Annotated in this window: 25 protein-coding genes and 5 pseudogenes; 15 read left to right on the top strand and 15 right to left on the bottom strand. The window is 64.6% G+C overall.

Translation table 11 applies throughout. The features are described from left to right. Window positions 1-251: 251 nt before the first annotated feature. From AC629_RS35450 to AC629_RS35415, 8 genes and pseudogenes are all read right to left on the bottom strand, one after another. Window positions 252-857 carry a single stranded DNA-binding domain-containing protein gene (locus tag AC629_RS35450; protein WP_168195665.1) on the bottom strand — a complete coding sequence of 202 codons (606 nt, stop codon included), beginning with the start codon at window positions 855-857 and terminating at the stop codon, window positions 252-254. Between the two features lie 198 nt (window positions 858-1,055). Then, window positions 1,056-1,682, bottom strand: coding sequence for a hypothetical protein (locus AC629_RS35445; protein WP_084809394.1), 627 nt, complete (start codon window positions 1,680-1,682; stop codon window positions 1,056-1,058). Window positions 1,683-1,739: 57 nt separating this feature from the next. After that, window positions 1,740-2,580 (bottom strand): annotated as a pseudogene (locus tag AC629_RS35440) (shikimate dehydrogenase). 281 nt (window positions 2,581-2,861) lie between these two features. After that, a complete protein-coding gene (locus AC629_RS35435; RefSeq protein ID WP_084809393.1) occupies window positions 2,862-4,616 on the bottom strand; it encodes a SulP family inorganic anion transporter in 1,755 nt (584 codons plus the stop codon). 94 nt (window positions 4,617-4,710) lie between these two features. Next, window positions 4,711-4,983, bottom strand: coding sequence for a helix-turn-helix domain-containing protein (locus AC629_RS35430; RefSeq protein WP_027547696.1), 273 nt, complete (start codon window positions 4,981-4,983; stop codon window positions 4,711-4,713). 332 nt (window positions 4,984-5,315) lie between these two features. Next, window positions 5,316-7,364 carry an elongation factor G gene (locus tag AC629_RS35425; RefSeq protein ID WP_084809392.1) on the bottom strand — a complete coding sequence of 683 codons (2,049 nt, stop codon included), beginning with the start codon at window positions 7,362-7,364 and terminating at the stop codon, window positions 5,316-5,318. A gap of 219 nt (window positions 7,365-7,583) precedes the next feature. Continuing rightward, window positions 7,584-8,066 (bottom strand): DUF992 domain-containing protein, encoded by a 483-nt coding sequence (locus tag AC629_RS35420; RefSeq protein ID WP_084809391.1) that lies wholly within the window; start codon window positions 8,064-8,066, stop codon window positions 7,584-7,586. 162 nt (window positions 8,067-8,228) lie between these two features. Next, window positions 8,229-9,431: a pyridoxal phosphate-dependent aminotransferase gene (locus tag AC629_RS35415; protein ID WP_084809399.1), complete on the bottom strand. Its 1,203-nt coding sequence runs from the start codon at window positions 9,429-9,431 to the stop codon at window positions 8,229-8,231. Window positions 9,432-10,120: 689 nt separating this feature from the next. On the opposite strand from AC629_RS35415, the gene AC629_RS35410 reads away from it, so the two are divergent. From AC629_RS35410 to AC629_RS35395, 6 genes and pseudogenes are all read left to right on the top strand, one after another. Then, complete coding sequence (locus tag AC629_RS35410; protein WP_084809390.1) at window positions 10,121-10,771, top strand: glutathione S-transferase family protein; 651 nt, start codon at window positions 10,121-10,123, stop codon at window positions 10,769-10,771. A gap of 144 nt (window positions 10,772-10,915) precedes the next feature. Next, entirely contained in the window at window positions 10,916-11,092 is a 177-nt protein-coding gene (locus AC629_RS47280) for a hypothetical protein (RefSeq protein WP_168195664.1), read from the top strand. 73 nt (window positions 11,093-11,165) lie between these two features. Next, on the top strand, window positions 11,166-11,324 hold the full coding sequence (locus AC629_RS45905; protein WP_168195663.1) for a hypothetical protein: 159 nt from the start codon (window positions 11,166-11,168) through the stop codon (window positions 11,322-11,324). 129 nt (window positions 11,325-11,453) lie between these two features. Beyond that, window positions 11,454-12,267: pseudogene (locus tag AC629_RS35405) on the top strand (PAS-domain containing protein). A gap of 97 nt (window positions 12,268-12,364) precedes the next feature. Beyond that, entirely contained in the window at window positions 12,365-12,820 is a 456-nt protein-coding gene (locus AC629_RS35400; RefSeq protein WP_084809389.1) for a GNAT family N-acetyltransferase, read from the top strand. Window positions 12,821-13,079: 259 nt separating this feature from the next. Continuing rightward, window positions 13,080-14,021, top strand: coding sequence for an aldo/keto reductase (locus tag AC629_RS35395; RefSeq protein ID WP_084809388.1), 942 nt, complete (start codon window positions 13,080-13,082; stop codon window positions 14,019-14,021). A gap of 116 nt (window positions 14,022-14,137) precedes the next feature. Here AC629_RS35395 and hmuQ read toward each other — a convergent pair whose 3' ends face one another. The 3 genes from hmuQ to AC629_RS35380 form a co-directional block, all read right to left on the bottom strand. Beyond that, the gene (gene hmuQ, locus AC629_RS35390; protein WP_084809387.1) at window positions 14,138-14,461 is read right to left on the bottom strand and encodes a heme-degrading protein HmuQ; all 324 of its coding nucleotides are present in this window, start codon (window positions 14,459-14,461) and stop codon (window positions 14,138-14,140) included. 133 nt (window positions 14,462-14,594) lie between these two features. After that, window positions 14,595-15,824, bottom strand: a complete 1,230-nt coding sequence (locus tag AC629_RS35385; protein ID WP_084809398.1) for a DUF1501 domain-containing protein — start codon at window positions 15,822-15,824, stop codon at window positions 14,595-14,597. 2 nt (window positions 15,825-15,826) lie between these two features. Continuing rightward, window positions 15,827-17,386, bottom strand: coding sequence for a DUF1800 domain-containing protein (locus AC629_RS35380; protein ID WP_084809397.1), 1,560 nt, complete (start codon window positions 17,384-17,386; stop codon window positions 15,827-15,829). Between the two features lie 114 nt (window positions 17,387-17,500). Here AC629_RS35380 and AC629_RS35375 point away from each other — a divergent pair, with 114 nt between their 5' ends. The 3 genes from AC629_RS35375 to AC629_RS35365 all read left to right on the top strand — a co-directional run bounded on the left by AC629_RS35375 (window position 17,501) and on the right by AC629_RS35365 (window position 18,943). Then, entirely contained in the window at window positions 17,501-17,707 is a 207-nt protein-coding gene (locus tag AC629_RS35375) for a cysteine-rich CWC family protein (RefSeq protein WP_084809386.1), read from the top strand. A 160-nt stretch (window positions 17,708-17,867) separates the two neighbouring features. Next, on the top strand, window positions 17,868-18,464 hold the full coding sequence (locus AC629_RS35370) for a hypothetical protein (protein WP_245332093.1): 597 nt from the start codon (window positions 17,868-17,870) through the stop codon (window positions 18,462-18,464). Beyond that, the gene (locus tag AC629_RS35365) at window positions 18,461-18,943 is read left to right on the top strand and encodes a hypothetical protein (protein ID WP_084809385.1); all 483 of its coding nucleotides are present in this window, start codon (window positions 18,461-18,463) and stop codon (window positions 18,941-18,943) included. The genes AC629_RS35370 and AC629_RS35365 overlap by 4 nt, the downstream gene beginning before the upstream one ends. Before the next feature lie 15 nt (window positions 18,944-18,958). Here AC629_RS35365 and AC629_RS35360 read toward each other — a convergent pair whose 3' ends face one another. Together AC629_RS35360 and AC629_RS35355 are read right to left on the bottom strand one after the other, a co-directional pair. Then, window positions 18,959-19,657, bottom strand: coding sequence for a glutathione S-transferase family protein (locus AC629_RS35360; protein WP_084809384.1), 699 nt, complete (start codon window positions 19,655-19,657; stop codon window positions 18,959-18,961). A 114-nt stretch (window positions 19,658-19,771) separates the two neighbouring features. After that, a complete protein-coding gene (locus tag AC629_RS35355) occupies window positions 19,772-20,479 on the bottom strand; it encodes a glutathione S-transferase N-terminal domain-containing protein (protein WP_074121110.1) in 708 nt (235 codons plus the stop codon). A gap of 205 nt (window positions 20,480-20,684) precedes the next feature. Here AC629_RS35355 and AC629_RS35350 point away from each other — a divergent pair, with 205 nt between their 5' ends. Next, window positions 20,685-21,800, top strand: a complete 1,116-nt coding sequence (locus tag AC629_RS35350; RefSeq protein WP_143199680.1) for an MBL fold metallo-hydrolase — start codon at window positions 20,685-20,687, stop codon at window positions 21,798-21,800. After that, window positions 21,797-22,411 (top strand): SCO family protein, encoded by a 615-nt coding sequence (locus tag AC629_RS35345; RefSeq protein WP_084809382.1) that lies wholly within the window; start codon window positions 21,797-21,799, stop codon window positions 22,409-22,411. Before AC629_RS35350 ends, AC629_RS35345 begins: the two co-directional genes overlap by 4 nt. 6 nt (window positions 22,412-22,417) lie before the next feature. Here the strand turns inward: AC629_RS35345 and AC629_RS35340 are convergent, their stop codons facing one another. Together AC629_RS35340 and AC629_RS35335 are read right to left on the bottom strand one after the other, a co-directional pair. Further along, window positions 22,418-22,648 (bottom strand): hypothetical protein, encoded by a 231-nt coding sequence (locus AC629_RS35340; RefSeq protein ID WP_084809381.1) that lies wholly within the window; start codon window positions 22,646-22,648, stop codon window positions 22,418-22,420. Then, window positions 22,645-23,424, bottom strand: coding sequence for a sulfite exporter TauE/SafE family protein (locus AC629_RS35335; protein ID WP_084809380.1), 780 nt, complete (start codon window positions 23,422-23,424; stop codon window positions 22,645-22,647). Before AC629_RS35335 ends, AC629_RS35340 begins: the two co-directional genes overlap by 4 nt. 319 nt (window positions 23,425-23,743) lie before the next feature. On the opposite strand from AC629_RS35335, the gene AC629_RS35330 reads away from it, so the two are divergent. From AC629_RS35330 to AC629_RS35315, 4 genes and pseudogenes are all read left to right on the top strand, one after another. Further along, window positions 23,744-24,661: a LysR substrate-binding domain-containing protein gene (locus tag AC629_RS35330; protein ID WP_084809379.1), complete on the top strand. Its 918-nt coding sequence runs from the start codon at window positions 23,744-23,746 to the stop codon at window positions 24,659-24,661. A gap of 123 nt (window positions 24,662-24,784) precedes the next feature. Continuing rightward, window positions 24,785-25,010: pseudogene (locus tag AC629_RS35325) on the top strand (hypothetical protein). A gap of 56 nt (window positions 25,011-25,066) precedes the next feature. Then, window positions 25,067-25,267 (top strand): annotated as a pseudogene (locus tag AC629_RS50325) (hypothetical protein). A 116-nt stretch (window positions 25,268-25,383) separates the two neighbouring features. After that, window positions 25,384-25,709, top strand: a pseudogene (locus AC629_RS35315) (excinuclease ABC subunit UvrB); the annotation flags it as partial.

The following is a 25,709-nucleotide window of genomic DNA, read 5'->3' as shown; positions in this document are numbered from 1 at the left end:
ACTTCGACGTATCCATCCCAATGCGGATAATCTGGCTCACGGACGGCTCCTGTGAATGAGTTTCTGACAACCTCATTCTGGCACATTGATGCCGTAGGGGGCCGTCCACCCCATCAACCACAGGAAGTGGCTTGGCGAAGACTGGTGATTAGTCAGTCTTCGCGCGGTATTGATCTTCGCTAATTAGACAACGCGGTATGGGTCCCTGCTTTCGCAGGGACGACAGCGAGGATGTGGCGGCAGCTCCTGCCTCACATCGGCGGCGTAATCCCGTCCCGGCCGACGTTCACCCGGTTGGCTTCCAGGGAACCGTCGTCCTTCTTCGCTGCACCGAAGATAATCAGTTTTGCGCCAGGCTTGATCTCGGACTTGTCGCTGGCGATGAAGGTCACGACCGGCGTGTCCGGCGGCACCACCACTTTCTTCTCGCCGTCCTTGTACTTGACCAGGATGTTCTGGCCGTCGGTGCCCTTCACCGTCTGCGCCACGGTGGCGTTGGTCATGGTCGAGTTGGCGCGCGCATCCCAGGGGCGGAAACCTTCGGCGGCGCCACGCTGGTTCTCCGGGAAGATGTGCACGGCGATCGCCTTCTGGGTGCCGTCGGGCTCGGGCATCCCGGTGACGCCGATATAGGAACCTTCCTTGATCTCGGACAGCTGCGTCTTCACCACCGCGAAGACGGCGACGTTGTCGGTCATGCGCACCTTCACGTCACTGCCTTCGCGCGTCTTGATGCCGAGCGTGTTACCATCGACACTTTCGATGGTGCCGCGAATGCGGACCATCGGCGCCTGCTGCGCCGAGGCAGAAGAAACGACGATAAATGCAGCGATTGCAGCCACGGCGGCGCGTGGCATCCAGTTGTTCGGCTTCGGCATGGCCTTGTCCCTCCAAGACGCCGCGGCGATGGCGTTGCGACGATCAGACACGGCAACCCCGCGCGACCGCCGCTATTCCCTCAATTTTTTGAGCATGATCTCCGCGCAAACGCGTTCCGCGTTTGTCGCACAGTTTGCGCTAACGCGGCCCTTCGGGTCCGGATCATGCTCTGCCGATCACATCGGCGGTGTCAGGCCATCGCGGCCGACGTTGACGCGGTTGGTCTCGAACGAGCCGTCCGGCAACTGTTGCATGAAGGCAATGACCTTGGCGCCCGCCTTCAGATCGGACTTGTTGCCGGGCACGAAGGTCACGACCGGTGTCGTATCGGCGACGAACACCTTCTTCTCGCCGTCCTTGTATTTGACCAGCAGCGTATGGCCGTCATTGCCGACCACGCTCTCCGACACCGTGGCATTGGTCATGCTGGAGTTCGGCTTCAAGTCATAGGGCCGCGAGCCCTCGCCGGTACCGCGCATGCTCTCCGGAAACACATGGACCTCGACCGCGTTCTGGCCACCGTCCGGTCCCGGCACCGTGGTGGCGCCGACGAAGGAGCCGACCTTGATGTCGGACAGCGAAATCCTGGTGACGCCGGACACGCGCACGTCCGATGCGATATGGAGCTTGACGTCTTCACCGCTACGCGACTTGACCTGCATCGTGTCGCCATCGACGCTCTCGATCGTGCCGCGCACGCGCGTCGGAACAGGTGCTTTCTGCGCGAATGCACAAAGGGTCGAAGTGGCCACCATCGCGACGGCGATGAGCGGACGCGTGAAAGTTGCACGTTGAACAGTCATGGCGGTCTCCGGTTGTCCCCACGGGGGATAGAACTCCGGAGACCCTGCGCTATTCTTTCAAGACTTTGTGAGATCGGCCTCGATCAGCGCACGCAGCTCCGCCGTCACCTCAGGCCTTTGGCCGAACCACAATTCGAAGCCGCGCACCGCCTGATGCAGGAGCATGCCAAGCCCGTCGGCGGTCTTCAACCCAAGCGCCTGCGCAGCCGCCAGCAGCGGCGTCACCAGCGGGACATAGACGAGATCGGCGACGACGGCCTGTTGCGGCAGGCGCGCCACGTCAACTTCGAGTGGGGGCTGGCCGTGCATGCCGAGCGATGTCGTGTTCACGAGTAGTTTCGCGCCGGGCAGCATGTCGTTGACCGCGTCCCATCCGATCGGGTGCACGTTTGGGCCGAACTGTTTCGCGAGCGCCTCCGCGCGCGCGAGCGTGCGGTTGGCAAGATGGATGCGACTGACGCCGCGTTCGAGCAGGCCGAACACGACCGCGCGCGAGGAGCCGCCGGCGCCCAGCACCAGCGCCTCGCCCGCCTTGTCCCAGCCGGGCGCGCTGGCATCGAGATTGCCGATGAAACCTTCGACGTCGGTATTGGTCGAACGCAGCTCGCCATCCTCGAACCACAGCGTATTGGCGGCGCCCACGGCTTTTGCGCGCGCATCGGGCGTCGACAGCGCCAGCACGCCCTCCTTGTGCGGGATGGTGACGTTGGCACCGACGAAGCCGCGCAGCGACAGCCGCAGCACGAAATCGCGCAGGTCATCCGGCGGAACCGCCTCGATGACATACCCCCCCCTCGATACCGAGCGTGCGCAGCCAGTAATGATGGATCAGTGGTGAGCGCGAATGCGCGGCCGGCCATCCGATCAGACAGGCTGCGGGAGTTTTGGGCGCGGTCATCTTTCCCTCGGGTCGTATTCGAGGCGATCCATTTCGCGTCCCGTGGGCGCTGTCAAGCGCGCGGACGCCGCGTCGCCCCGGCCACGGTCGCGGCCAACGCCAGCACAGCGCCGGCGGCGAACCGGATCGCGGCAAGCGGTCCGCTGCTCAGGCTGACGGCGAGGAACTGGCCGACCTTGACCAGCGCGCTGGTGACATAGGTGAGAATTCAGCATTCCGAAACACCACCGCCGTGACGCGGTAGTGTCGATCAAACCGGCCGGCTTGAGAAGTGCGCGCCGCTAGCCCGCGGCTGCGTCATTGGCCGCAGGCTGCGCCGCGCCGCCCTTGATGTCGGCGACCGCGCGCGCGATGGTCTCGCGATATCGGGCGCGTGACCGGGTCACACCATGGGTCAATAGCGCGCGTCGGACCACGGGCGACGCCCCGGTGATGAACAGGCGGATGCCCTGGCGCTGCGCCTTGGCGGCGACGCGACCGATCACGTTCGCCGCGGTCGAATCCAGGAACGGCACCGCGGCGAAATCGACCACGAAGGCCTTGCGCTTGTCGGCGATGTCGTCGAGCACGCCTCCGATCGCGGACGCTGCACCGAAGAAGAACGCGCCGGTAATGCGATAGACCAGCACATCGCGGTCGAGCGCAAGGGCGGGATCGTAGGGTACGCGCTGGCCATTGGCGTCATCAGGACGATCGGCCGCCACCAGCGGCGAGCGCTCCTCGATGCCCGTCATCTCCGCCATGCGGTGAATGAACAGCACCGCGCCCAGCGCGAAGCCGACCAGAATGCCTTCGGTCAGGTCGCGGAAGATCGTCAGCAGGAAGGTCGAGAGCAGGACGACGGCATCGCCCCAGGAGGAGCGCAACAGCGTGGCGAATTCCTGCTTCTCCGCCATGGTCCAGGCCACCACGACGAGCACGGAGGCGAGCGCGGCGAGCGGGATGTAGCTGGCGAGCGGTGCTGCGATCAGCATGAACAGCAGCAGGAAGACCGAATGCAGCATGCCCGCGATCGGCCCTCGCGCGCCGGCGCGGATGTTGGTGGCAGTGCGCGCGATCAGGCCGGTGACGCAGATGCCGCCGAACAGCGCCGAGCCGATATTGGCCGCTCCCTGCGCGACCAGCTCGCAATTGGAGCGGTGACGGCGTCCGGTCATGCCGTCGGCCACTACCGCCGACAGCAGCGATTCAATCGCAGCCAGCAGCGCGAATGCGATTGCATCCGGCAGCACCGCCGTCGCCTTCGCGAGCGAGAACGCCGGCAAGGCCGGCGACGGCAATTCGCGCGGAATTCCGCCGAAGCGCGAACCGATGGTCTCAATCGGCAGCGACAGCACTGCGCTCGCGATCGCCGCGAGCACGACCGCGATCAGGATGCCGGGCCAGGACGGCCGCCAGCGCCGCAGTCCGGCGATGATGGCAATGCTGACGACAGCGACGACCACCGCGGACGGGTTGATGGTGTGCAGGCCTCCGGCCAATGCGACGAGCTTCGGAACGAACTCGCTGGGCTCCTTCGCGGCAAGCGTGATTCCGCCGAGATCGCGAAGCTGGCTTGCGAAGATGATCACGGCGATGCCCGCGGTGAAGCCCACGGTGACCGGATAGGGAATGAACTTGATGTAGGTGCCGACGCGCAGCAGGCCTACGGCGATCAGGATCACGCCCGCCATCATGGTGGCGAGGATGACGCCGTCGACGCCGTGCCGCTCCGCGGTTACCGCGACCAGCACGATGAAGGCGCCAGCGGGTCCGCCGATCTGGAACCGGCTGCCGCCGAGCAGCGACACGATGAAGCCGCCGACGACCGCGGTGTAGAGGCCCCGATCCGGCGTCACGCCCGAGGCGATGGCGATCGCCATCGACAGCGGCAGCGCGACGATCGCGACGGTGAGGCCGGCGAACACGTCGGCGCGAAAATCCGCAACGCCATAGCCTTCGCGCCACACGGTGACGAGCTTTGGCAGATAGAGTTCGGCGAAGGTCGGCTGGCGAAACGGACGCAGCCCGCCTGCGTGATCGCTAGTGATGCTCATGCCCCACAATGCTCCACTGCATCGTACGGCCCGCGCTTCCGCGTGCGCGACGATGTCCTAGGTCACCCTGATCCCGAGCACGATCAACGCCCGATCATGCTCCTACGCGGCGCGGCGGCCCCGGCTCCCTCAGGCGAACGCCACGCCCGCCGCTGTCGCTGCGCGCCTGCTCGCCGATCAGCTCAACGCCGGCCCGGTCGAACGCCTCGACCACCTTGATCAAGGTCTCGACCACGCCGCGAACATTGCCGGTGCTGGCTTCCATCCGCTGGATGGTCGGCAGCGAAACGCCGGCGAGCTCGGCCAGGGTTTTCTGGTCAATGCCGAGCAGCGCCCGAGCTGCCCGCATCTGGAATGACGTGATCACCTTGGCCTCACGTATCAGAGTTTATAAGTGATATTTGACGCATATACAATGATGTAAAATACATCATTCGCGGGCGAACGCAAGCGTTAACCTCTCCCCGCCCTTCCGCGGGAAGAGGTCGGATCGCCCCGGCGATGCGAAGCATCGTCCGGTGCGATCCGGGTGAGGGGCAAGGCACACGGCTGCCACGAGCGAATATCCATCCGGCTCGTGAAGCCATCGAACGCATTCGACTCACAACTCGGACTGCCCCCATGGAGGCAGCCCCTCACTCCACCCTCTCCCCGTAAGGACGGGGAGAGGGGTCGAGAAAGCTGTGGCTCCCTGACGACTCACGCCGCGTGCTGATGCGCGGCGATGATCTGGTCGGCGGCGCGCCCCGTGACTTCGGCCATGTGATCGAACTGACGGGTGAAGCTGCCGGCGCCGGCGGTGGCCGAGCGCAGTTCGACGATCAGTTCGCCGATCTCGGCTTCCGGCATCATGGCGCGGACGCAATCCCAGCCGCTCCAACCGTCGCGGGTGTCGAAGCCGAGGATCTGGCCGCGCCGCGCCGACAGGATCGCGTTGATCTTGGCGGTGGCATCGGTCGGACAGACGATCTCGACCACGTGGATCGGCTCCAGCAATACTGGCTGGCATTGCGGCAGGCCCTCGTTGAGCCCGATCCGCGCCGCCGTGCGGAAGGCAAGATCGGAGGAGTCGACGCTGTGATAGGAGCCGTCGGTCAGCGTCACCTGCACATCGGTGACGGGGAAGCCGAGCGGGCCGCGTGTCAGTCCGTCGACGACGCCTTCCTCCACCGCCGGGATGTAGTTGCGCGGCACCGCGCCGCCCACCACCTTCTCGGTGAACTTGAAGCCGTCACCGCGCGGCAACGGCTTGATGTCGAGCACGACGTCGCCGAACTGACCGTGGCCGCCGGACTGCTTCTTGTGGCGGCCGCGCTGGGTGATCGGCTTGCGGATCGTCTCCTGATAGCCGATCGCAGGCGGATGCGACGAGATCTTCACGCCGAAGCGGTCGCGCAGTCGCTCGACCTCGACGCGCAAATGCATCTCGCCCTGCCCCCACAACACGGTGTCATGGGTCTTGGCGTTCTGCACGATCACGAGCGAGGGATCCTCCTCGTGCAGACGCGCCAGCGCCTGGCCGAGCTTGACGTCGTCCTTGCGGTCGTCGGCCGCAATCGAGGCCGCCAGCACCGGCGGGCTCGGCTCGACACTGATCAGCGCGGCCGGGAGAGTCTTCCCGTTCGAGACGGTGTCGCCGGTCTTGATCGGATCGAGCTTGCCGAGCGCCACCGTGTCGCCGGCTTCGGCCGAGGCACGCTTGGTGTCATGCGCACCGCTAACGGCGAGGATGCCGGAGACGCGGCTGGTGCCGCCGGACGAGGATTGCAGCATCGCGCCGTCGTCGAGACGGCCGGTGAGCAGCCGTGTCAGCGACAGTTTTCCGCCGTGCTGCGAATGCAGCGTCTTGAAGACATAGCCGATCGCATCGCCGCTGTCGGGCACGCCGAGACGCTTGGCCGTCTCCGTGACGCCAGGCGCTTCGTGGCGCAGCGCCTTCATCAAGCGCAGCACGCCGTTTTCGCGCGCGGCCGAACCGAGCAGCACGGGGCAAATCAGCCCTTCGCGCAGTTCACGGGCGAGATCATCGAACACGGCATCGCGCGGCGGCTGGATATCCTCCAGCAACTGCTCCATCAGCGCGTCGTCGTGATCGGCAAGCTTCTCCAGCATCGAGAAGCGGGCCTCCTTCTCGCGATCGAGATTGCCGGCGTCGAGCGCGACCACCTCAGACGCCTTGTGCTCGCGATAGACGAACGCGCGTTCCAGCGCGAGATCGACGAAGCCCTCGATCAGATCGCCCTTCCAGATCGGGATCTGGCGCAGCACCAGCGGTACGCGCGAGGCGGGCTGGAGCGTTGCGAGCGTCTCGCGGATGCGCTTGTTGGCGCGGTCGATCTTGTTGAGGAACAGGAAACGCGGGATCTTCATCTCTTCCAGCTCGCGCAGGATGATCTGAAGCTGCGGCAGCTTCTTCTCGTCGGCCTCGCAGACCACGACCGCAGCATCGACCGCGGGCAGCGCGGCGCGCATGTCGTGGGCGAACTCGACGGAACCGGGACAATCCAGGAAGGTATAGCTGTCGCCCATGAAACTCGTGGTGGCGGCAGTCAGGCCAACAGTCATCTTGTGAAGACGGGCCTCGGTACTGGCGTCGCCGACGGAGGTTCCGGCGTCGACGCTGCCGGCGCGCGGGATTGCGCCCGTTCGCGCCAATATTGCTTCGAGAAGAGTGGTTTTACCGCTTTGGAAAGGGCCCACCAGCGCGATGCACCGTGGACCTCGGGGACTTCTGACGTCTTGTCCCATTCGCCGCCTCCTTGGTGTGGAGCTCGGCCCATGATTGGGTCGGCAACCGCAGATGCTCTGCCCGTCCCCGAAGTTTGGCAAGCATCAAACGTCGCTGCGGTGCGTCGTCAGTAAGTCTTAATGACTGTCGAGATCAGTTTAGCCTCGAGCCCCGGTGTTTCACCTCTCCCCGGCGGGGAGAGGTGAAGAGGCTCGTCCGCGATGGCCGGGCGTCTTAACTTAGCGGCCGGGGCGGAGCTCCAGATCCGCGAGGCCGGCGGCGACGTTGAGACCGACCTGGCCCTGCACGCTGAGCGGCTGGAGCGCGATCGAATTGTTGGAGCCGCCGACCAGCACGTTGCCACCCAAGCCGACACCGACCGAGGCACTGCCCTGTGCGCCTGCATAATTGCCCGAGAGGTCGCCGGGCCCGAGCCGTTCGACCGGCGCGAACACGCCCCACGCCAAAGCCGTCTCTTGCGTGATGCCGATGTCGAGGCCGACCTTGCGGATCGTCGCGACATAACGGTCTTCCGGCAAGCCTTCGGCGCGCAGCACGCAGCCGAGATTGGTCACCGATCCCACCACGAAGCCGATGCTGGCGCCGCCGCGGCATTCGAGCACGCCGACCCGCACCATCCGCTGCTGTTGCGCACCGCTGTTCACGACGGAGGCAACGAGGCTCGCAGCGGTCATCCCGGCGAGGAGGAGTGAGCGGCGCATGAAATGTCTCCGGCTATGAATGTGAATGCGAGCAGAGAGGACGCCCGGCAAGCGGCGCGCGCTGCTCTATGCCACAAGAGTCCTGGGGGAGCCAGATCGCGCGCCGCAAATAAAAAGGCCCGCTTGGAAAGCGGGCCTTTTCGATGTCGCGTTACGACAAGCTCAGCGCAGATTGCCGCAGAAGCGCTGGATGCGCTTGCAGGCGTCTTCGAGGTCCGAGGTCTTGGTCGCGTAGGAGATGCGGAATGCCGGGCCGAGGCCGAAGGCCGAACCCTGCACCACGGCGACGCCTTCGGTCTCCAGCAGCTCGGTCACGAACTGCTCGTCGTTCGAGATCACGTTCCCCGACGGCGCTTTCTTGCCGATCGTGCCGGCGCATGACGGATAGACGTAGAACGCGCCCTCGGGGCGCGGGCACTCGATGCCATTGGCCTGGTTGAGCATGGAGACGGCGAGGTCGCGGCGCTCCTTGAACACCTTGTTGTTGGCGGGGATGAAGTCCTGCGGACCGTTGAGCGCCTCCACCGAGGCCCACTGCGCGATCGAGCACGGGTTCGAGGTTGACTGCGACTGGATCGTCGCCATTGCTTTGATGAGATGCGCCGGACCGCCGGCATAGCCGATGCGCCAGCCGGTCATGCAATAGGCCTTCGACACGCCGTTCACCGTGAGCGTGCGGTCGTAGAGGCTGGGCTCGACCTGCGCGACCGTGGTGAACTGGAAGTCGTCATAGACGAGGTGCTCGTACATGTCGTCGGTCATCACCCACACATGCGGATGCTTGACCAGCACGTCGGTGAGCGCCTTCAGCTCGGCCCTGGTGTAGGCCGCGCCGGTCGGGTTCGACGGCGAGCACAGGATCACCCATTTGGTCTTCGGCGTGATCGCGCGTTCGAGCGCCTCGGCCTGGAGCTTGAATCCGGTCGCAGCGGTGCAGACTACCGGCACCGGCTCGCCGCCCGCGAGCGCCACCATCTCGGGATAGCTGACCCAGTAGGGCGCGGGGATGATCACCTCGTCGCCCGGATTGATGGTCGCCATCAGCGCGTTGTAGAGCACCTGCTTGCCGCCGGTGCCGACGATGATCTGGTTCGGCTTGTAGGCGATGCCGTTCTCGCGCTGAAACTTGCCGATGATGGCTTCCTTCAGCTCGGGAATGCCGTCGACGGCGGTGTACTTGGTCTTGCCGGCTTCGATGGCACGGATCGCCGCCAGCTTGATGTTGGCGGGCGTGTCAAAATCGGGCTCGCCGGCGCCGAGGCCGATGACGTTGCGGCCCGCCGCTTTCAGCGCGCGTGCTTTATCCGTGACCGCGATGGTCGCGGACGGCTTCACACGGTCGAGCGCAGCGGCAAGGAAGGACATCGTCATCTCCTGACAAGCGTCGTGAACCCTTTGGCCTCACGACTCTGATTGTGGGAATGGAAATACCCTAAAACGTGTGCCGCTGCACCGCAAGAAACTTCGGCCCGATCCCGAAAAAGTTTACGGATTTCGAGCGTTTCGAGGCGCGACGTCCCGCAATATTCCGCAACTTTGCCGTCCAAATCCCTCATATCCGGCAAGGCCTGTCCTCGGAGCAATTTTGCGTTGCGCGTCACCGTGAAACCAGAACGTCGTCATGCCCCGGGCTTGCCGTCTTCGCTGAAGCTTCGCCGGCCCAACACCGGTAGCCTGGCGGAGCCGGGTCTTGGGCATTCACGTTCTTGGTACCGCGTGGCATGGCGTAGATGGCCGGGACATAGGCGAGCGGAAACGACGCCGTCCTTCGGACGGAGTGCCCGGCCATGACGATGCGGACGCTTAAACGCCTAGACCCGCTTGCTTTGTCCGTTCACAAGTGCGCGGCGCGATGCATCGGCATGTTGACGCAAGCGTGATCTGATTTGCATCGTCGCGCGGAAATGATCTTCCGCAGCGCTGCAGTGCGGTAGGGTTTTCGAGTTTTTCTATGAGCCAACCCTTGCGGCGGATTCGCATCGGCATCATTGTTTAACCGCGCTGCGGGACGGCAACCGCAGCGCTTTCCCGTCCATTGGAATCGAACTCCCAGAATGTACAAGCTCTATTCGATGCAACGATCGGGCAACAGCTACAAGGTCCGCCTTGCGCTTGCGCTGTTGAACGTTCCCTACGAAGCGGTCGAGGTGGACATTCTGCGCGGCGAGAGCCGCACGCCGGACTTTCTGACCAAGAACCCGTCAGGCCAGGTGCCGCTGCTCGAGGTCGGCGGGGACCGCTATCTCGCAGAGTCCAACGCCATCCTCTGGTATGTCGCCGTCGGCACGCCGCTGGCACCGGAGAGCCGCATCGATCGCGCTGAGGCGCTGCAATGGATGTTCTTCGAGCAGCACGCGCTCGAGCCGAACATCGGCGCCGCCTATTTCTGGCTGTCGCTGGTCAAGGGCGGTCGCGACCTGCAGACCCACGCGCTCGAGGACTGGATGGAGCGCGGCTATGGCGCGCTCCAGGTGATGGAGAACCACCTCAAGACCAACGCCTATTTCGCCGCCCGCCAGCTCACGGTCGCCGACATCGCACTCTACGGCTACACCCATCTGGCCGACCGCTGCGACTTCGACCTCTCGACCTTCCCGGCGATCCGGGACTGGCTGAAGCGCGTGGAAGCCGCGCCCGGCTTCGTGGCGATGGACTGGCGGCCGGCCGACATCGACGATCCCGCCAGCATCGCCGCCGGCGCCTGATGGCCGTCGAATAGCGGGTATAAGGGTAATCCTTGCCGCAATCTCGCCATATTCGGCGTGGTAGCCGCCGCAATGTTGCCGGTTGAAATGGTGAAATTCCTGGGCGTCGCGGGTGATTCGCTCGCACGTTGAAGGATTTAGACCATGACTCGGGCGTCCGGCACGGCAGGCTTTCAGGGCCGTCCCGCTACCGTCGCGTCTTCCCGGCTGACCAATGCGGTCGCGGCCTCGCTCGCCGTTGCCGCCCTCTCGCTGTGCCTGATCGTTACCCTGACGGTGCTGTCGATCAAGGCGACCATGGCGATGGGCCTGCCGATCTGATCCCCGTTTCATCCTGGGCCAGCCTTCACGGCGCCGCGTGACCCGCGCCGACCGGCATCGCGACAGGACGTCAATGAAATCGCCTGTGATAGCTGTTGCAATCACCCTGACTGCGGCCATCCTGGTCGCGGCGTCGCTGCTGATTGTCACCGGCATGCGCAAGACCTCGGGCACGTCGACGCTCAATGCGCCTGCGCTGCAGCAACGCCTGAGGCAGGCGCACTTGGTCTAAAATCATTCGAAAGCTTTGCCCGCCTTCGCAGCCTCCCCTTAAGCGTTCGGCACGAAACTGCATTGCGCTCGCGCAACCATAGGTCAGTCTGACGGTCTTGGCTCGTCCAGGGAGGAACGAGAAAGGCCCATGCGGTTCGGATGGCGTGCGATCTGCGGTCCAGCGCTGACGGCAGCGATCGCGCTGCTGGCGGTCCTGCTCGATCGCTACGTCGCTGTCCCCTCACCTGCGCCGCTGTTCGTCTGCATCGTAGCCCTTGCCGGCGCGCTGTCGGGTTTCCCCTCAGCCATGACCGGCGCAGCCCTCGCGGTCATTGGCGCGACGCTGTTCGTCCTCAACCACCGCGCCGCTCCCTTCGATCCCACAGCGGATCTGGTCCAGCTCGGCCTCCTGGCCGTGACGGTTGCGGCCACCGCAGGCATCACCGGCCTGATGCGCGAGCGGCTGCTCGGCACATTTGCCACCGAGCGCCGGAGCCACGCCACCGCTGTGCGGCTGTCGGCCGCGCTCGACCAGGTCGATATCGGCATCGTGCTGCTCGATGCCGAGACGCGGGCCGAATTCATCAACCGCGCGTTCCGCGATTATTTTGCGGTGCCGGACGACGTCGCCGACGGCAAGCCGCCTTTCATCGCGCTGATGTATCACGGCCGCGATACCGGCGCGTTCGAGCTGCCGGAGGACGAACTCGGCACCTTCATCGCGCAGCGCATGGAGATGGTGCGGATCGGCGATGCTACGCCGATCAACATCGACTTGCGCGGTGGGCGAGGTGCTGCGCTTCGTCTGCACCGTGCTGCCCGACGGCGGGCGCAGGCTGAGCTATACGCCCGTCACCGATCTCGTACGCCATACCGATGCGGCCTCACGCGCCGACTACTACCGCTCGCTACGCGATCCCGCGAGCCGCAAGCTGACCCGGTACCTGCGCGTCGTCGAGTGATGCGACGACACGATTGATCGAAAGCGCGATCATCACGTATGAAGGACGCTTCATCGGGCTCTTTGCCTTGTCTCCTCCGAGATCGCGGAATTCACAGATGTCCCTCACCATTCGCTCCGTCACACGGCAGGATTACGATCAGTGGCTGCCGCTATGGGACGGCTACAATGCCTTCTACGGCCGCTCCGGCCCGACCGCGCTCGCTGGCGAGATCACGCGCGTGACGTGGCAGCGCTTCTTCGATGCCTATGAGCCGATGCATGCGCTGGTCGCCGAGAGCGACGGCCGCCTGCTTGGACTGACGCACTATCTCTTCCATCGTAGCACCACCGCCATCGAGCCGTCCTGCTATTTGCAGGATCTGTTCACGCTAGAGGCCGCGCGCGGCAAGGGCGTCGCCTCTGCGCTGATCTATGGCGTCTATGAGCGCGCAAAGCTCGCGGGATCGCCGCGCGTCTACTGGCAGACGCACGAGACCAATCTCACGGCACAGAGCCTGTACGACAAGGTTGCCGAGCGCTCCGGCTTCATCGTCTATCGCAAGATCTTCTGATTTTCATGAGCCGGGAGCCCTGTGGATAACTTGCCTGTCACCTGCGCGTAACACTCAGGGGATAGGTTACGCCTTGCGTCTGATCAGGCCCCCGTCACCGATCAAGCGCCCCAAAGCGGTCCCCGTCAGCTGCCGCGTCTGACCGGGGCCGCATTTTTTTGTCTGAAATTGTCAGCATGGCAGCAACGCGGCGAGCGGCTTGCCGGTAGCGCGCACCGCGGTCACAATAGACCGCCGCTTATCTCTGACAGGATCTCCCATGGAAATTCGCAATCTCGGCGCCTCCGGCCTTCGCGTATCTGCGGTCGGACTCGGCTGCAACAATTTCGGCCAGCGCACGGATCTGGAGACCTCGCGCAAGGTGATCCATCGCGCGCTCGATCTCGGCATCACCCTGTTCGACACCGCCGACATCTATTCGAACATGGGCGGCTCGGAAAATGTGCTCGGCGCCGTGCTGGGCGATCGCCGCAAGGACATCGTGCTGGCGACGAAATACTCCAAGCCGATGGCGGAGGACGGAACCAAGCAGGGCGCCTCGCGCCGCTACATCATGGAAGCGGTGGAAGCGAGCCTGAAGCGGCTGAAGACTGATTACATCGATCTCTACCAGCAGCACGACTATGACCCGCTGACGCCGATCGAGGAGAGCTTGCGCGCGCTCGACGATCTCGTCCGGCAGGGCAAGGTGCGCTACATCGGCAACTCGAACTTTCCGGCCTGGCGGGTCGCCGAGGCGGAATATGTCGCACGCGCGATGAATGTCAGCCGCTTCGTCTCCTGCCAGGACGAATATTCCCTCGTCGTGCGCGACATCGAGAAGGACTTGCTGCCGGCCGCGCAGGAATACAAGCTCGGACTATTGCCGTTCTTCCCGCTCGCAAGCGGACTTCTGACCGGTAAATACCGGAAGGGCGAGGCAGCGCCTGATGACACCCGTTTCGGCAAGGTACGGCGGCTGCGCGACCGCTACGTCACGCCGCGCAACGAGGACATCGTCGAGAAGCTCACGGCCTTTGCGAAGGCGCGTGGCCATTCGATGCTCGAGCTTGCCTTCTCCTGGCTCGCCGCGCGCCCGCAGGTGTCGAGCGTGATCGCCGGCGCCACCCGCGTCGAGCAGATCGAGGAGAATGTGAAGGCGATCGCGTGGAAGCTCAGTGCCGAGGAGATGGCAGAGATCGACAGGATCACCAAGGGCTAGAGCATGATCCGGACCCAAAGGGCCGCGTTAGCGCAAAGTATGCAGCGGTTTTCCCTCGCGACAAGCGCGGAACGCGCTTGCGCGGAGATCATGCTCAAACAATAACCGGCGCGGCGCTACTTCGCGCCGCGTCCCACCGTCTGCATCACCTCGAAGCCTTCGAACTGGGGATGGCCGAGATAAAGCGGCTTGTTGTCGCCCGCCCGATTATGCGCCGCGCGAAACGCTTCCGACTTCGTCCAGGCCTCGAACGCGGCGTGGTTCGCCCAAACCGTGTGCGAGGCGTACAGCGTGTGGTCCTCGAGCTCGGGCCCGCGCAGCAGATGGAATTCCACGAAGCCCGGCACCTTGTCCAGATGCGTGTCTCTTGTGAGCCAGACCTGCTCGAAGGCAGACTCGGAGCCCTTGGCGACGCGGAAGCGGTTCATGGCGATGTACATGCGGGAAGTCTCCTGATGTTCGGCTGATTATTTCGTCATTCCGGGATGCGCCGCAAGGCGCAGGCCCGGAATCCATGTTTCCGCGGATGAACGGATTCCGGGTTCGCGCTGACGCGCGCCCCGGAATGACGGCCTAGACAACCAGCCCCTTCATCGGGCGCGCGGCGGCGCTGTCGGGGAAGACCGTCTCGGCCAATACGCGATCGGACAGGCCGAACTGGCCCTGCAGCACGCCCTTGATCACCGAGCGCAGATCGGTGGTGGGTTTGAGGTCGCGGGCCTCATAGAGGTTGGCGAGCTTCAGGCCCGGCCAGTCGGAGATGACGCGGCCGCCTTTCACGGCGCCGCCGGCGAGCAGCGCGATAGTGCCGGTGCCGTGGTCGGTGCCGTCGGTTCCGTTGATGCGCGCAGTGCGGCCGAACTCGGTGGCAACGACGACGACGGTGTCGCGCCAGCGACCGCCGAGGCCGCTTTCGAATTCGGCGAGCGCGCCGTCGAGCCCGCCGAGCAGGAACGCCAGCCGCCCGACTGGACCGCCTTCATTGGCATGGGTGTCCCAGCCGTCAAAAGCGAGCGCCGCGATGCGCGGACCATCATCGGCCACCATCAGTTTTGCCGCGCCGCGCGCCACCTGGCGCATCTGCGCGACGGCATTGCCGCCATTGATCCCTCCCTTGGGCTTCATGTCGTCGCCGCTGGCGGCCTTCTCGAGCTGGAGGCCTTGCGACAGCGCCGAGGCCAGCGCTGGATCACGGTGACGGTAGAGATCGACAAGACGCATCGCGGTGTCATCGTCGGCCTGTGGCAGTGCGACCGGCGCCCAGCCGACGGTCGGCGCATTGCCGCGCAGCACCAGCGGCGTGGTCGGCCCCACCGCAAGACCGCTCGACACGCGCTCGCCGCGCGGCAGCGCTTCCAGCGCGCGGTTGAGCCAGCCGGACTGCACGCGGCCGGGACCGGCGTAGCCGCTTTCAAGCACGTCCTGGCCATCGAAATGCGAACGCTCGCGATAGGGCGTCGCGACCGCGTGGATCACCGCGGCATGCATGTCGCGATACATGCGCGCAAATTCCGGCATCGCCGGATGCAGCCCGAAGAAGGGATCGAGCATGATCGCGGGATGCGCACCGCTCGTCGCGAGCGCGATCGAGCCATGCAAGCCGGCATAGTCAGGATCACCGACGGGCGCGACCGTCGCGAGCCCATCGAGCGCGCCGCGCAGGATCACCACGATCAGCCGCGGATCGCGCCCGTCGGCCGCACGGGCGAATTTCGGCAGATAGGCCCAGGCCGCAAAGGAGGCGCCGCCGAGCAGCAGGCCGCGGCGCGAGGTGAGGAGCCGGTTCTCAACGCAATCCAACATCATCACCTCCTCTGCATTTCCGGCGACATCAACAGCAGCGCCAGCGCCTGCTGGCGCGACTCCGCACGCTCGATGGTCCGCCGCGTTTCGACCGAGGCCGCATCCGCCGCCGCGAATTCCAAGAGGTCGAGCGGGTCGATGTTGTTGCCGAGCCGCGCGCCCATTTGCGCTGCAATGTCGAGCCGGAGCTTGATCCCTTCGGGCGCGGCCCAGGCCACGCTGGTATCGGGAAAGCCATTAGGGCCGGCCGGCGACCACAGCGGCTGTCCAAGCAAATTGAGATTGTTCAGATAGGCGCCGGGATCCTCCGGCACGCGCGCGAGCAGCCGGCCGCTTGCGATCACGAAGTCGTAAGGCGAGCGCATCTTGGTCAGCGGCGCCTTCCAGGCCTCGTCGGAATCGACGAGCGCAACGGCCATCGCCTTGAGGTCACCGTCGGTCTTGACGAAGACGTCGCGCAGGCGCGCGACCAGTGCTTGTGGCGGATCGTCGGCGACGAAATGCCGGACGAATTTCGTGGCGATGAACTTCGCGGTCGACGGATGGCGCGCGATGTCGGCGAGCGCGGCCTCGCCCTGCCCAAGGCCCGCCGCCTCGTAGGTCTTGCCGAGCAGCACCTGCGGCCCGGGCTGGTGCGCGTTGCTGTTGAAGACGAAGGAGCCGGGGGTGCCGAGCTGCCCCTGCCGGCCGGCAAAGGTCCAGCCCGTGATGATGCGCGCGAGCGAGGTGACGTCCTCCTGCGTGTAGCCGCCGCCGACGCCGAGCGTATGCAGCTCCATGATCTCGCGCGCGAGATTCTCGTTCAGCCCGCGCTTGCGGTTTTGCCCTGCGCGCGAATCCGGTCCGAGCGATTGCTGGTTGTCGAGGAAGAACAGCATCGCCGGATGCTGCTCGACCGCCTTCAGCATGTCGGCGAAGCGCCCGAGCACATGCGGCCTGATCGCCTCACGCTCGAACGCGCCGGCCCACATCCGCGCCAGCTCGCCTTTGGTCGCGGAGATGCAGAAATGGTTGGACCAGAACACGACCAGCCGCTCGGTGAAGCCGCACTCGACCAACGTCGCGCGCTGCAAGCGCGCCAACGCCTCGGCGCGAAAGGTTTTCTGGATGACGTTGAGCGGCTGCGGCGCAGGTTTTGCTGCAGGCGGCGCGGCCGTGTTCGGCTGCATGATCTCGGGCTTCGCTGCGTTGTCGGCCGGCTTAGCTTCGGCCATCTGGCCGGCGATCTCGGTCGCAGCCGCATTCAGCGAGAGATTGCGGCGCACGGCGGGCTTCTGATCGGCCGGCGCCTGCGGCATTGGCGCTTCGGCGGGCGCGGCGGTCTTCGCTGCCTCGCGCGCCTGCTTGACCTGGTCCTGATAGGCGAACACGGCCTGCGCGAGCTGCGGCGTCGATTGCAGGCCCGGCGCCTCCAGCAGCACCCCGCTCGGGCGGGCCAGTTCCGCCTTCACGAAACCTCTGGGATCGGATGCTGCGTTGACGAGATCGCCGGATGCGCCGCCACGGGCTCCGAAGCCGAAACGGTTGAGCGCAACGAGGGCGGCATGCGAATCGCGGGCCATCGATTTGTCCTTCGCGCGTTGCCAACCGCTTTTCGAGTCCATGCGCGACGCGTAATATAGCGCAGCGACAGATGAACCCGACATGAAAATGACGGCGAAGCCTTTGCGTAAATCATGACAAATCCGAAAGAATCTTCATTGCCGGAATCGCGCCGCCTCGCCTGCTCCCGCTGCGGCGCCGAGTTCGGCTGCGATCTCTCGGGCACCTGCTGGTGCGCGGAGGAAACGGCGCGCCTGCCGATGCCGATCAAGGGCGAGGATTGCTTATGCCGGGAGTGCCTGCGCAAGGCGGTCATGACCATTGCAAAGCCGATGACATAGTTGGCGCGATAGCACCGCACGTATCACCGCGCGCGGCAACCGCGAGAAATCAGATGGTCTCCTTAGACCTCCATTTACCCTCACGGGACGGAACGTGCACCTTAATACATCCCTTAACCAGACACGGATAGGTTGCGTGGCGTCAATCCGAGCACGCCGCATGAGCCGCTTCATTCTCCTGACCTGCATGGCGTTCGCCACCACCTTCGTCGGCATCTCCTGGGCGTTGCGTGGATTTCCGACCACGTCGTTTTCGCCGACCGGCGAATTGAAGCCGACGCTCAAGGCGACATTCGGCGACGAGAGCGCCAAGGCCTACGAGCGCAAGATGTGGGAAGCGGAGCACACTGCGCAGAGCGACAAGGATCCTAAGCTCGACGCGCTGCGAATGGACGCGTTGCAGGCCGGCACCGCCTACGCCATGTCGCCGTGCGATGACTCGATGAAAGCCAATCTCATTGCGGCCACGTCGGCCTATGCGCGTGGCTACATGAAGATCTACGACTGCCCGAACCCGGCCATGGCGATGTTCTGCAGTGAAAAGAAGCGCGACCAGGCCAACGCAGCGTATTCAACGCCGCTCGATGTGCGCGTCAAGGCTGCGCTCAAGGAAGCCTTTGAACAAAAGGGCGTTGTCCAGGAGGATTTTCCCGCAGACATCCGTCATGCGGTGCTGACATTCTCCGGTCCGGGCCTCTGGTCCGATCCATCACCCATCTGCCTGCCGCGGCAGCGCGCAACGGCGAGCCGCAAATGAGCCGCATCTGGTTTGTCGTCTGGGCGGTCATCATCTGGCAGATCGCAGCGTGGGCATTCGCGCCCGAGCCGAAGACTCGACAAGCGGCCCCAATGGACGGCCCGGGATATGGCACCAATGAGAACTATACCGTGGACAGCAGAGTGAGACAGCGTGAGAGCGCCATCGCCACGCTGGAACGGCCTTATGGCGCCCGTTGCACGGGCGACGGCCGAAAGCAATTCATCAGCGGTCTCAATGAATACTACTATCAGCGCCAGAATCAGATGGAGCGCTATCCTGAAACATTCGGCAAGCCTGGCGCCGACTATATCACGAAACAATGGTCGACGGGGGAGGACCAGCGCATCGATCGCCTGACTCAGGAAGCATATGCGCAAGGCTATCTGGCGCTCGCTGATTTGAACAACGTCGCGCGCAAGATGGTCGAAACCGTGGTAAGGAACGAGCGCGTGACGGGGAAAGCCTGTGCCGGATAGAAGGCCCGTGCATATTTACGCGGGATGGCCGGGTGATCTTCTGGCCATTCCATCAAACGCATCGAGCAGCTTCTCGCGCCAGGCGTACACCGGATCATCCGCCTCCAGCAGCTTGAACGGACTGACCGCGCGCGCCCACTGAAATCCGCCGAACACGATGTAGTCGGCGTAGTTCGGCGCACGTCCACCGAGATAGGGCTGCGTCTTGAATGTCTGGCGCATCACCTCCAGCGACTTGCGGAACGCAACCACGCCGGTGTCGCGGCTCGCCATGATCTCTTCCAGGCTCTTGCCGCCGAAACGGGCCTCGCGCGACTTGCGGAAATAGGCGGCGTCGACCTCAGCCAGATTCTTCGGGATGTCGGCGATGATCAGCGGAAAGATGCCGCCGACGATGGCGATGTCGCCCCATGCATTGAGCATGCGCGCCATGGCGCGGCCGCCCTCGCCGCCGAACAGCGACGGCTGGTTTGGAAAAGTGTCCTCGAGATAATTCGCGATCGCCCAGGAATCGACGACCGGCTTGTCATCGTGCAAAAGCACCGGAACCTTCTCCGAGCCGTGCGACGCGATCGCGCTCTTCTCGGTGAAGCGCCAGGGCAGCGATTCCGCAGACAGCCCCTTGTGCGCGAGCGCCATTCGCGTGCGCCAGCAATACGGGCTGAACGGCCGCGAGGCGTCGGTACCGACGAGTTCGAAGAGTTTGAGTGACATAGTGAGGTTCCGTCATTGCGAGCGCAGCGAAGCAATCCAGTCTGCCGCCGCGGGAGACATTCTGGATTGCTTCGCTTCCGCTCGCAATGACGATGTGGGAGCGCCGCGATGCGCCTACCTCACCACCGATGCCGTTTGCCCGAACAAGATCTTGCGTTCCTCGTCGGTGCGGATCGCGGGCTTGCCGAAGTTCGGGTTGACCTCTTTCGCCAGAGCATAGGCTCGTTCGGTGGCGGGACGGACGCGGATGGCTTCGAGCCAGCGCTTCAGATGCGGGAAGTCGTCGATGTTCTGGCCCTGGTTCGCATAACCGACCACCCAGGGATAGGAGGCCATGTCCGCGATCGAGTAGTCGCCGGCGACGAATTCACGATCGGCGAGACGCTTGTTCAGTACGCCGTAAAGCCGGTTGGTCTCGTTGACATAGCGGTCGATCGCGTAAGGAATCTTCTCCTGCGCGTAGTTGCGGAAGTGGTGGTTCTGGCCGGCCATCGGGCCGAGACCACCCATCTGCCAGAACGTCCACTGGATGACGTCGTAATGGGCGTAGAGATCGGTCGGGAGAAACTGGCCGGTCTTCTCGGCGAGATAGAGCAGGATGGCGCCGGATTCGAAAATCGACAGCGGCTTGGTGCCGCCCTTCGGCGCGTGGTCGACAATCGCGGGAATGCGATTGTTCGGCGCGACGGCCAGGAACTCCGGCTTGAATTGCTCGCCCTTGCCGATGTTGACCGGAATGACCTTGTATTTGAGCCCGGTCTCCTCAAGGAACATCGTGACTTTGTGGCCGTTCGGCGTGGTCCAGTAATGCAGGTCGATCATGGCTGTGTTTTCCGGCTTCTGGCGGCTGCGAGAAGATGCAGCTGCATGAAGATTGCGCCATTCGGCGCGCCTGTCAATCGGACCGGCCTCACGCCGCGGTGATACAAAGTTCCCCGCAGCAATCCGCGTCGCGCGTTGTACCTGTCGCACATCGGACCTAAGCTCACGCCATTTTCGAGAAACTGAATATATCGGGGAGGAGTTTGTGATGAGCAGCATTGCGCGACGCGACTTTCTTCTGGGCTCGGCGGCGCTGGCCGCCGCGGCCGCGACCAACACCTTCACTTGCGTTGAGATTGCGAGCGCGGCGCCGATCGCGGTTCCGACCGTCGACAAGCTCTCGATCCGGGTGCTGGTGGATTCCAGCTTCGACCTGTTCTTTCGACCGAAGCAGATCAACGGCGTCTCTATCGTGCCTGCGGCGCGCACGCCCGATTTCCGCAAATCCCTGCACAACGAGTGGGGCCTGTCGCTGTGGCTGGAGTCGCAGGGCGGCGGCAATCAGCGCACGTTGATGCTGGACTATGGCTATACGCCCGAGGTGCTGCTCAACAACATGGCGCTGATCGGCGTCGACCCCAGCAAGCTCGACGCGCTGATCGTCAGCCACGGTCATTACGATCATTTCGGCGGGCTCAACGGCTTCCTCGACAAATTCCGCGACAAGCTTCCCTCCGACGTCAAGCTCTACGCCGGCGGCGAGGACAATTTCTGCCATCGCGTCAGCCCGACGCCGACGCAAGGGCAGTTCGCCGATTTCGGCACGCTGGACCGCCGCCAGCTCGCAGCACAGAAGGTGACGACCGTGCTCTGCGAGACACCGACCGTGATCGCGGGCCATGCCTTCACCACCGGCAAGATCACCCGCCGCAGCTCGGAACGCGTGCTGCCGAATACACTGGTCGAGTTCGGCATGAAGGACGGCCTCGGCTGCAACGTCGGGCATTACCTTCCGGCTGAGATGGATGGCAAGATCGTGCCCGACGAACACATCCACGAGCATGCGACTTGCTTCAATGTCCGGGATCTGGGTTTGGTCGTGATCTCGTCCTGCGGCCATGTCGGCATCGTCAATTCGGTGAAGCAGGCGCAGGAGGTTTCGGGCATCGAGAAGGTGCATGCCATCGTCGGCGGCTTCCATCTTGGACCGGCACCCAAGGACTACCTCGCGCAGGTCGTCGGCGAGATCAAGGCGCTCAATCCCGACGTCGTCGTGCCCATGCATTGCAGCGGGCTCAACTTCGTGCAGGAGGCGAGTGCTCAAATGCCGGACAAGGTTATGGTGACGACGACCGGCAGTCGCCTCACCTTCGGCGTATGACCTTGCGCATAGCCTGCTGGCTGGGCCTGTGGCTGGCGCTCGTGCCGGCCAGCGCAGAAGATGCGGTTGCGCGTTCGGCCGCCGAGACCATGGACATCCTGATGTGGAATCGGGAGCCCATCGGCGGACCGATCGCGCTTGTCGACCACACCGGAAAGACGCGCACCGACCTGGATTTCCGCGAACACCTGATGTTGGTCTATTTCGGCTTCACCTATTGTCCCGACGTCTGCCCGACCGATTTGATGGCAATCGCGCAGGCGCTGGAATTGCTGGGGCCGGAAGGGAAGGAGGTGCAGCCGATCTTCATCACGCTCGATCCCGCACGCGACACGGCAGAGCATCTCGCCCAGTACGTGCCGCTGTTCCATCCGCGCCTGATCGGACTGACGGGTAGCGACGATGCAATCCGCAAAGCAGCAGATGCCTACAAGGTCTATTACGCGAAGGTTGCTCTGGGCAAGAAGGCCGACGACTACACGGTCGACCACACCGCCTACATTTACCTGATGGACCGTGACGGCAAATATCTCGGCTTCTTCCCGCCGGGCACGTCAGCCGAGCGCATGGTCGAGATCATCAGGCCACAGCTGACCAAGCCCGCGCGTTGAGAAGTGTCACCGTCCGTGCGTACGCAAAAACCTCTCGCCGTCCTCCGTCACCGCGATGATCAGCCCGAGGCCGGGCAGCGTCTCGCGAGCGACATAGCCGCGGTCGGCGGCGTCTTCCCAGACGGTGAGGCGCGGGCACGAGGTCTTCCAGGTCGAGATCACCTCGGCATAGGCGCGCGGTTCGCGTGCGACCCATTCGACGAAGTCCAGCACCAGCGGATCGGCGGTCTCGCTCATTGCAATCCTCCCTTGTCGAAGGCGGCCGCGACCTGCGTGCTGAGCAGGAGCCAGCCTCCATAGCCGATGTAGTAGCAGGCAATGGTGGTGATCAGCTTGTTCGACCAGGCCAGGAATTGCTGGTCGGTCATCGCTTCGAGAATACGCCGCGCCAGCGTGGTGCCGAGCATGGAGGCGAGGATCGCGACGCCGGCGAGCACAGGATCGAGCGTCGCCGCCTGGTCGATCACGCCGCCGAAATAGACGAGCTTGGTGAAGTGGCTGACAAGCTGGCACATCGCTTTCGTCGCCACCTTCTCGCGCCGGCCGAATTCGCCGCCGAGGAAGAAGGTATCGAGCAGCGGCCCCGACACGCCGGTCATCAGCATCAGTCCCATGCAGATCGAGCCGTAGACGCTGCCCTGCCAGACACTATCAGGGTTGGGCTTGATGTTGGAAGGCAGCAGCCGCGCCATGAACGGCGTGATGCCGAGCAGCAAAAGCGCAACCGGCTTGTCCGGCACGTAGCGGGTGATCGACCATGCCGCGAGCGCGACAGCACAGCCGATCAGGTAGACCGCAACCGGCCGCCAGCGGATATGCGCCCGCCACAGCAACGCGCGCCAACCGTTCGAGGCCATCTGCGTGATCGCATGCAGCACCATTGCGGTCGGCAGCGGCATCAGCGCCAGCAGCACGCCGATCAGGACCAGCCCGCCCGCCATGCCGAACAGCCCCGACAGGAACGCGGTGGCGACCATCAGCAATCCAAGGGCAATGATCATGATGGGCGTCACGAGGGGATTCTCCTGCTGTGGGCACGGTAAAGTAAGGGACGTAAGCTGCCTCACTCCCTCGCCCCGTTCTTACGGGGAGAGGGTGGGGTGAGGGCTGTCGCCGCAGTCACGGTAAGAGTCGGACTCGCGGAGAGTCCCCCTCACCCGGAATTTGCTCTCGCAAATTCCGGCCTCTCCCCGCGTGCGGGGCGAGGCGAAGAAGCGGCGCCTGCGGCTCAACAAATCAACATGAATTGCACTGATATTTCTGCCTCGCTTGCCCCTCCCCCGCAAACTGAGTTATCTTGGCCTGGCATCAGCTTTCCTGAGGGTCGGTCATTTGCGGCGGCTGCTGTTTCTCAACGGCATCAAGGCATTCGAGGCGGCGGCGCGGACCGGCAGCTTTGCCGCGGCCGGCGTCGAGCTGAGCGTGTCGGCGGCCGCCGTCAGCCGCATGGTGCATCTGCTCGAAGAGCGGCTCGGCGTCGCACTGTTCGAACGCAAGGCCAACAAGCTTGTGCTGACGCAGGCCGGCCGCGCCTATCAGGGCGGGCTGACGCCGATCTTCGATGCGCTGGCCAGCCTCACCGCGCAGGTGACGGCGCCCTCGAGCGTCCGCGTGCTCACCATCGGCGTCGGCCACACTTTTGCGATGCGCTGGCTGATCCCGCGCCTGTCGGAATTTCGCAGCGAGGAGCCCGACATCGAGGTGCGCTTCACCACCGGCGGCGCGTCGGTGCCGTTCGGCGAGGACTGGAGCTGCGGCATCAAGCTCGGCACCGGCGACTGGCCGGGGCTCGTCGCCGAACCCTTGTTCGCCGGCGACCTCACGCCGGTCTGCGTGCCCCGCCTCGCCGCCGGCCTGAAGCGCCCGACTGATCTCAGGGGACCGAGCCTGATCCGCGTCGCGCATTCACCGGAGGACTGGCCGATCTGGCTCAAGGCCGCGAGCGTCACCCGCATCAATGCCCGCGGGCCGGAGTTCCAGTTCTACGGCCAGGCGCTCCAGGCCGCCGCCGACGGGCTCGGCATCGCCATGGGCATCCGGCCCTATATCGACGACGACCTCGCAGCCGGCCGGCTTGTCGCACCGTTCGATCTTTCGGTGCCCAAGGGCATGCGCTGGTACCTGCTCTATCGCAGCTTCCAGACCGAGCAGCGCGACTTTGCCGCGTTCCGTCGCTGGATCATGCGCGCGGCCTCGGAGCCTGCAGCCCGTCCGGCGCGGCGGTCCGGCCGGACTGCAGCGCGGAACTGAAGCCGCGGGCAAAAAAAAGCGCGGCCGCTTGTGAACGGCTTCACATCCAGAAATCTGCAAGCGTGGTGTCCTGACTTTTCAACAAGACAGCCCTCCAACACGTCACCTTGGGAACTACCTACAATGACGACCCTCTATGACGGCTTTGACATCGAATCCTTCGAAGCTGGCAAGGGACTTTGGCACGCCCGTATCCGGCGCGCTGACTTCAGCCCGGTTGCCATCGACGGCGTGCTGTTTCCGGCCATGGAAGTCGGCTTCGCCTGGCCCAACAGCGATGCCGCGATCGCCGATGCCAAGCACCACATCGATCGCTTCCGCCGGCGAGTTCGATAGCGACGCCGAATAAGCGGCGAATCTGCAAACAAGCCAGGGACGGCGCGGCGCAAGTGGGGGAAACCGGCCATGTCAGTCATCGAAACTGAAGACGCGCCACGGCCTCGGATCAATCCCCGCATTGTGATGTCCAATTGCCGAGAATGCGACGGCGATCTCACGGTGCTCCGTGTGATTGGCGGTCGCGCCGGATGCGAGTACTAGACCATGCGCTGCACCGGTTGCGGCGGCATCCATCTCGACGTCCTCGAGGCGCATCGGGCGCCCTAGGACGCCCGCTGCCAACGGCGTGAGCGGGAGGCCTGCTGCCAACCTGCTGTCAGCAGGCTGCATGCGGACGGGTCTTCGCCCTTTTCTGAGGGACGGACTCGGCCCATATTCGCCCCATGGCGAAGAAACCTGCATCCTCCGAAAAATCCGGCAAATCCTCCAAGACCAAGGCATCGCACTCGAAGGCGCCAAATTCTCGCGCGTCACGCCCTGACGTGCAGCCGATCGGGCCGGCGCTGGCCGAACTGCTCAATCCCGCGATCAATCGCGGCGATGCCGGGCTTGGATCGGGCACCGGGCTACAGCCGCCGCCGGACAATTCGCGCGACCGCCGCGCTGGCGGCGAGGCTGCCGCGCATCGCGCGCGCGCCTCGACGCCGAAGGAGTTTCCCCCCCCGCAGGACGCGGGCGCGGCCGATACCGCTGCGCCCCAATCCGCAGC

Origin of the sequence: Bradyrhizobium sp. NAS80.1, from assembly GCF_001908205.1 — a bacterium.
Taxonomy (GTDB): domain Bacteria; phylum Pseudomonadota; class Alphaproteobacteria; order Rhizobiales; family Xanthobacteraceae; genus Bradyrhizobium.
This window is presented reverse-complemented; position numbering and strand designations above follow the sequence as displayed.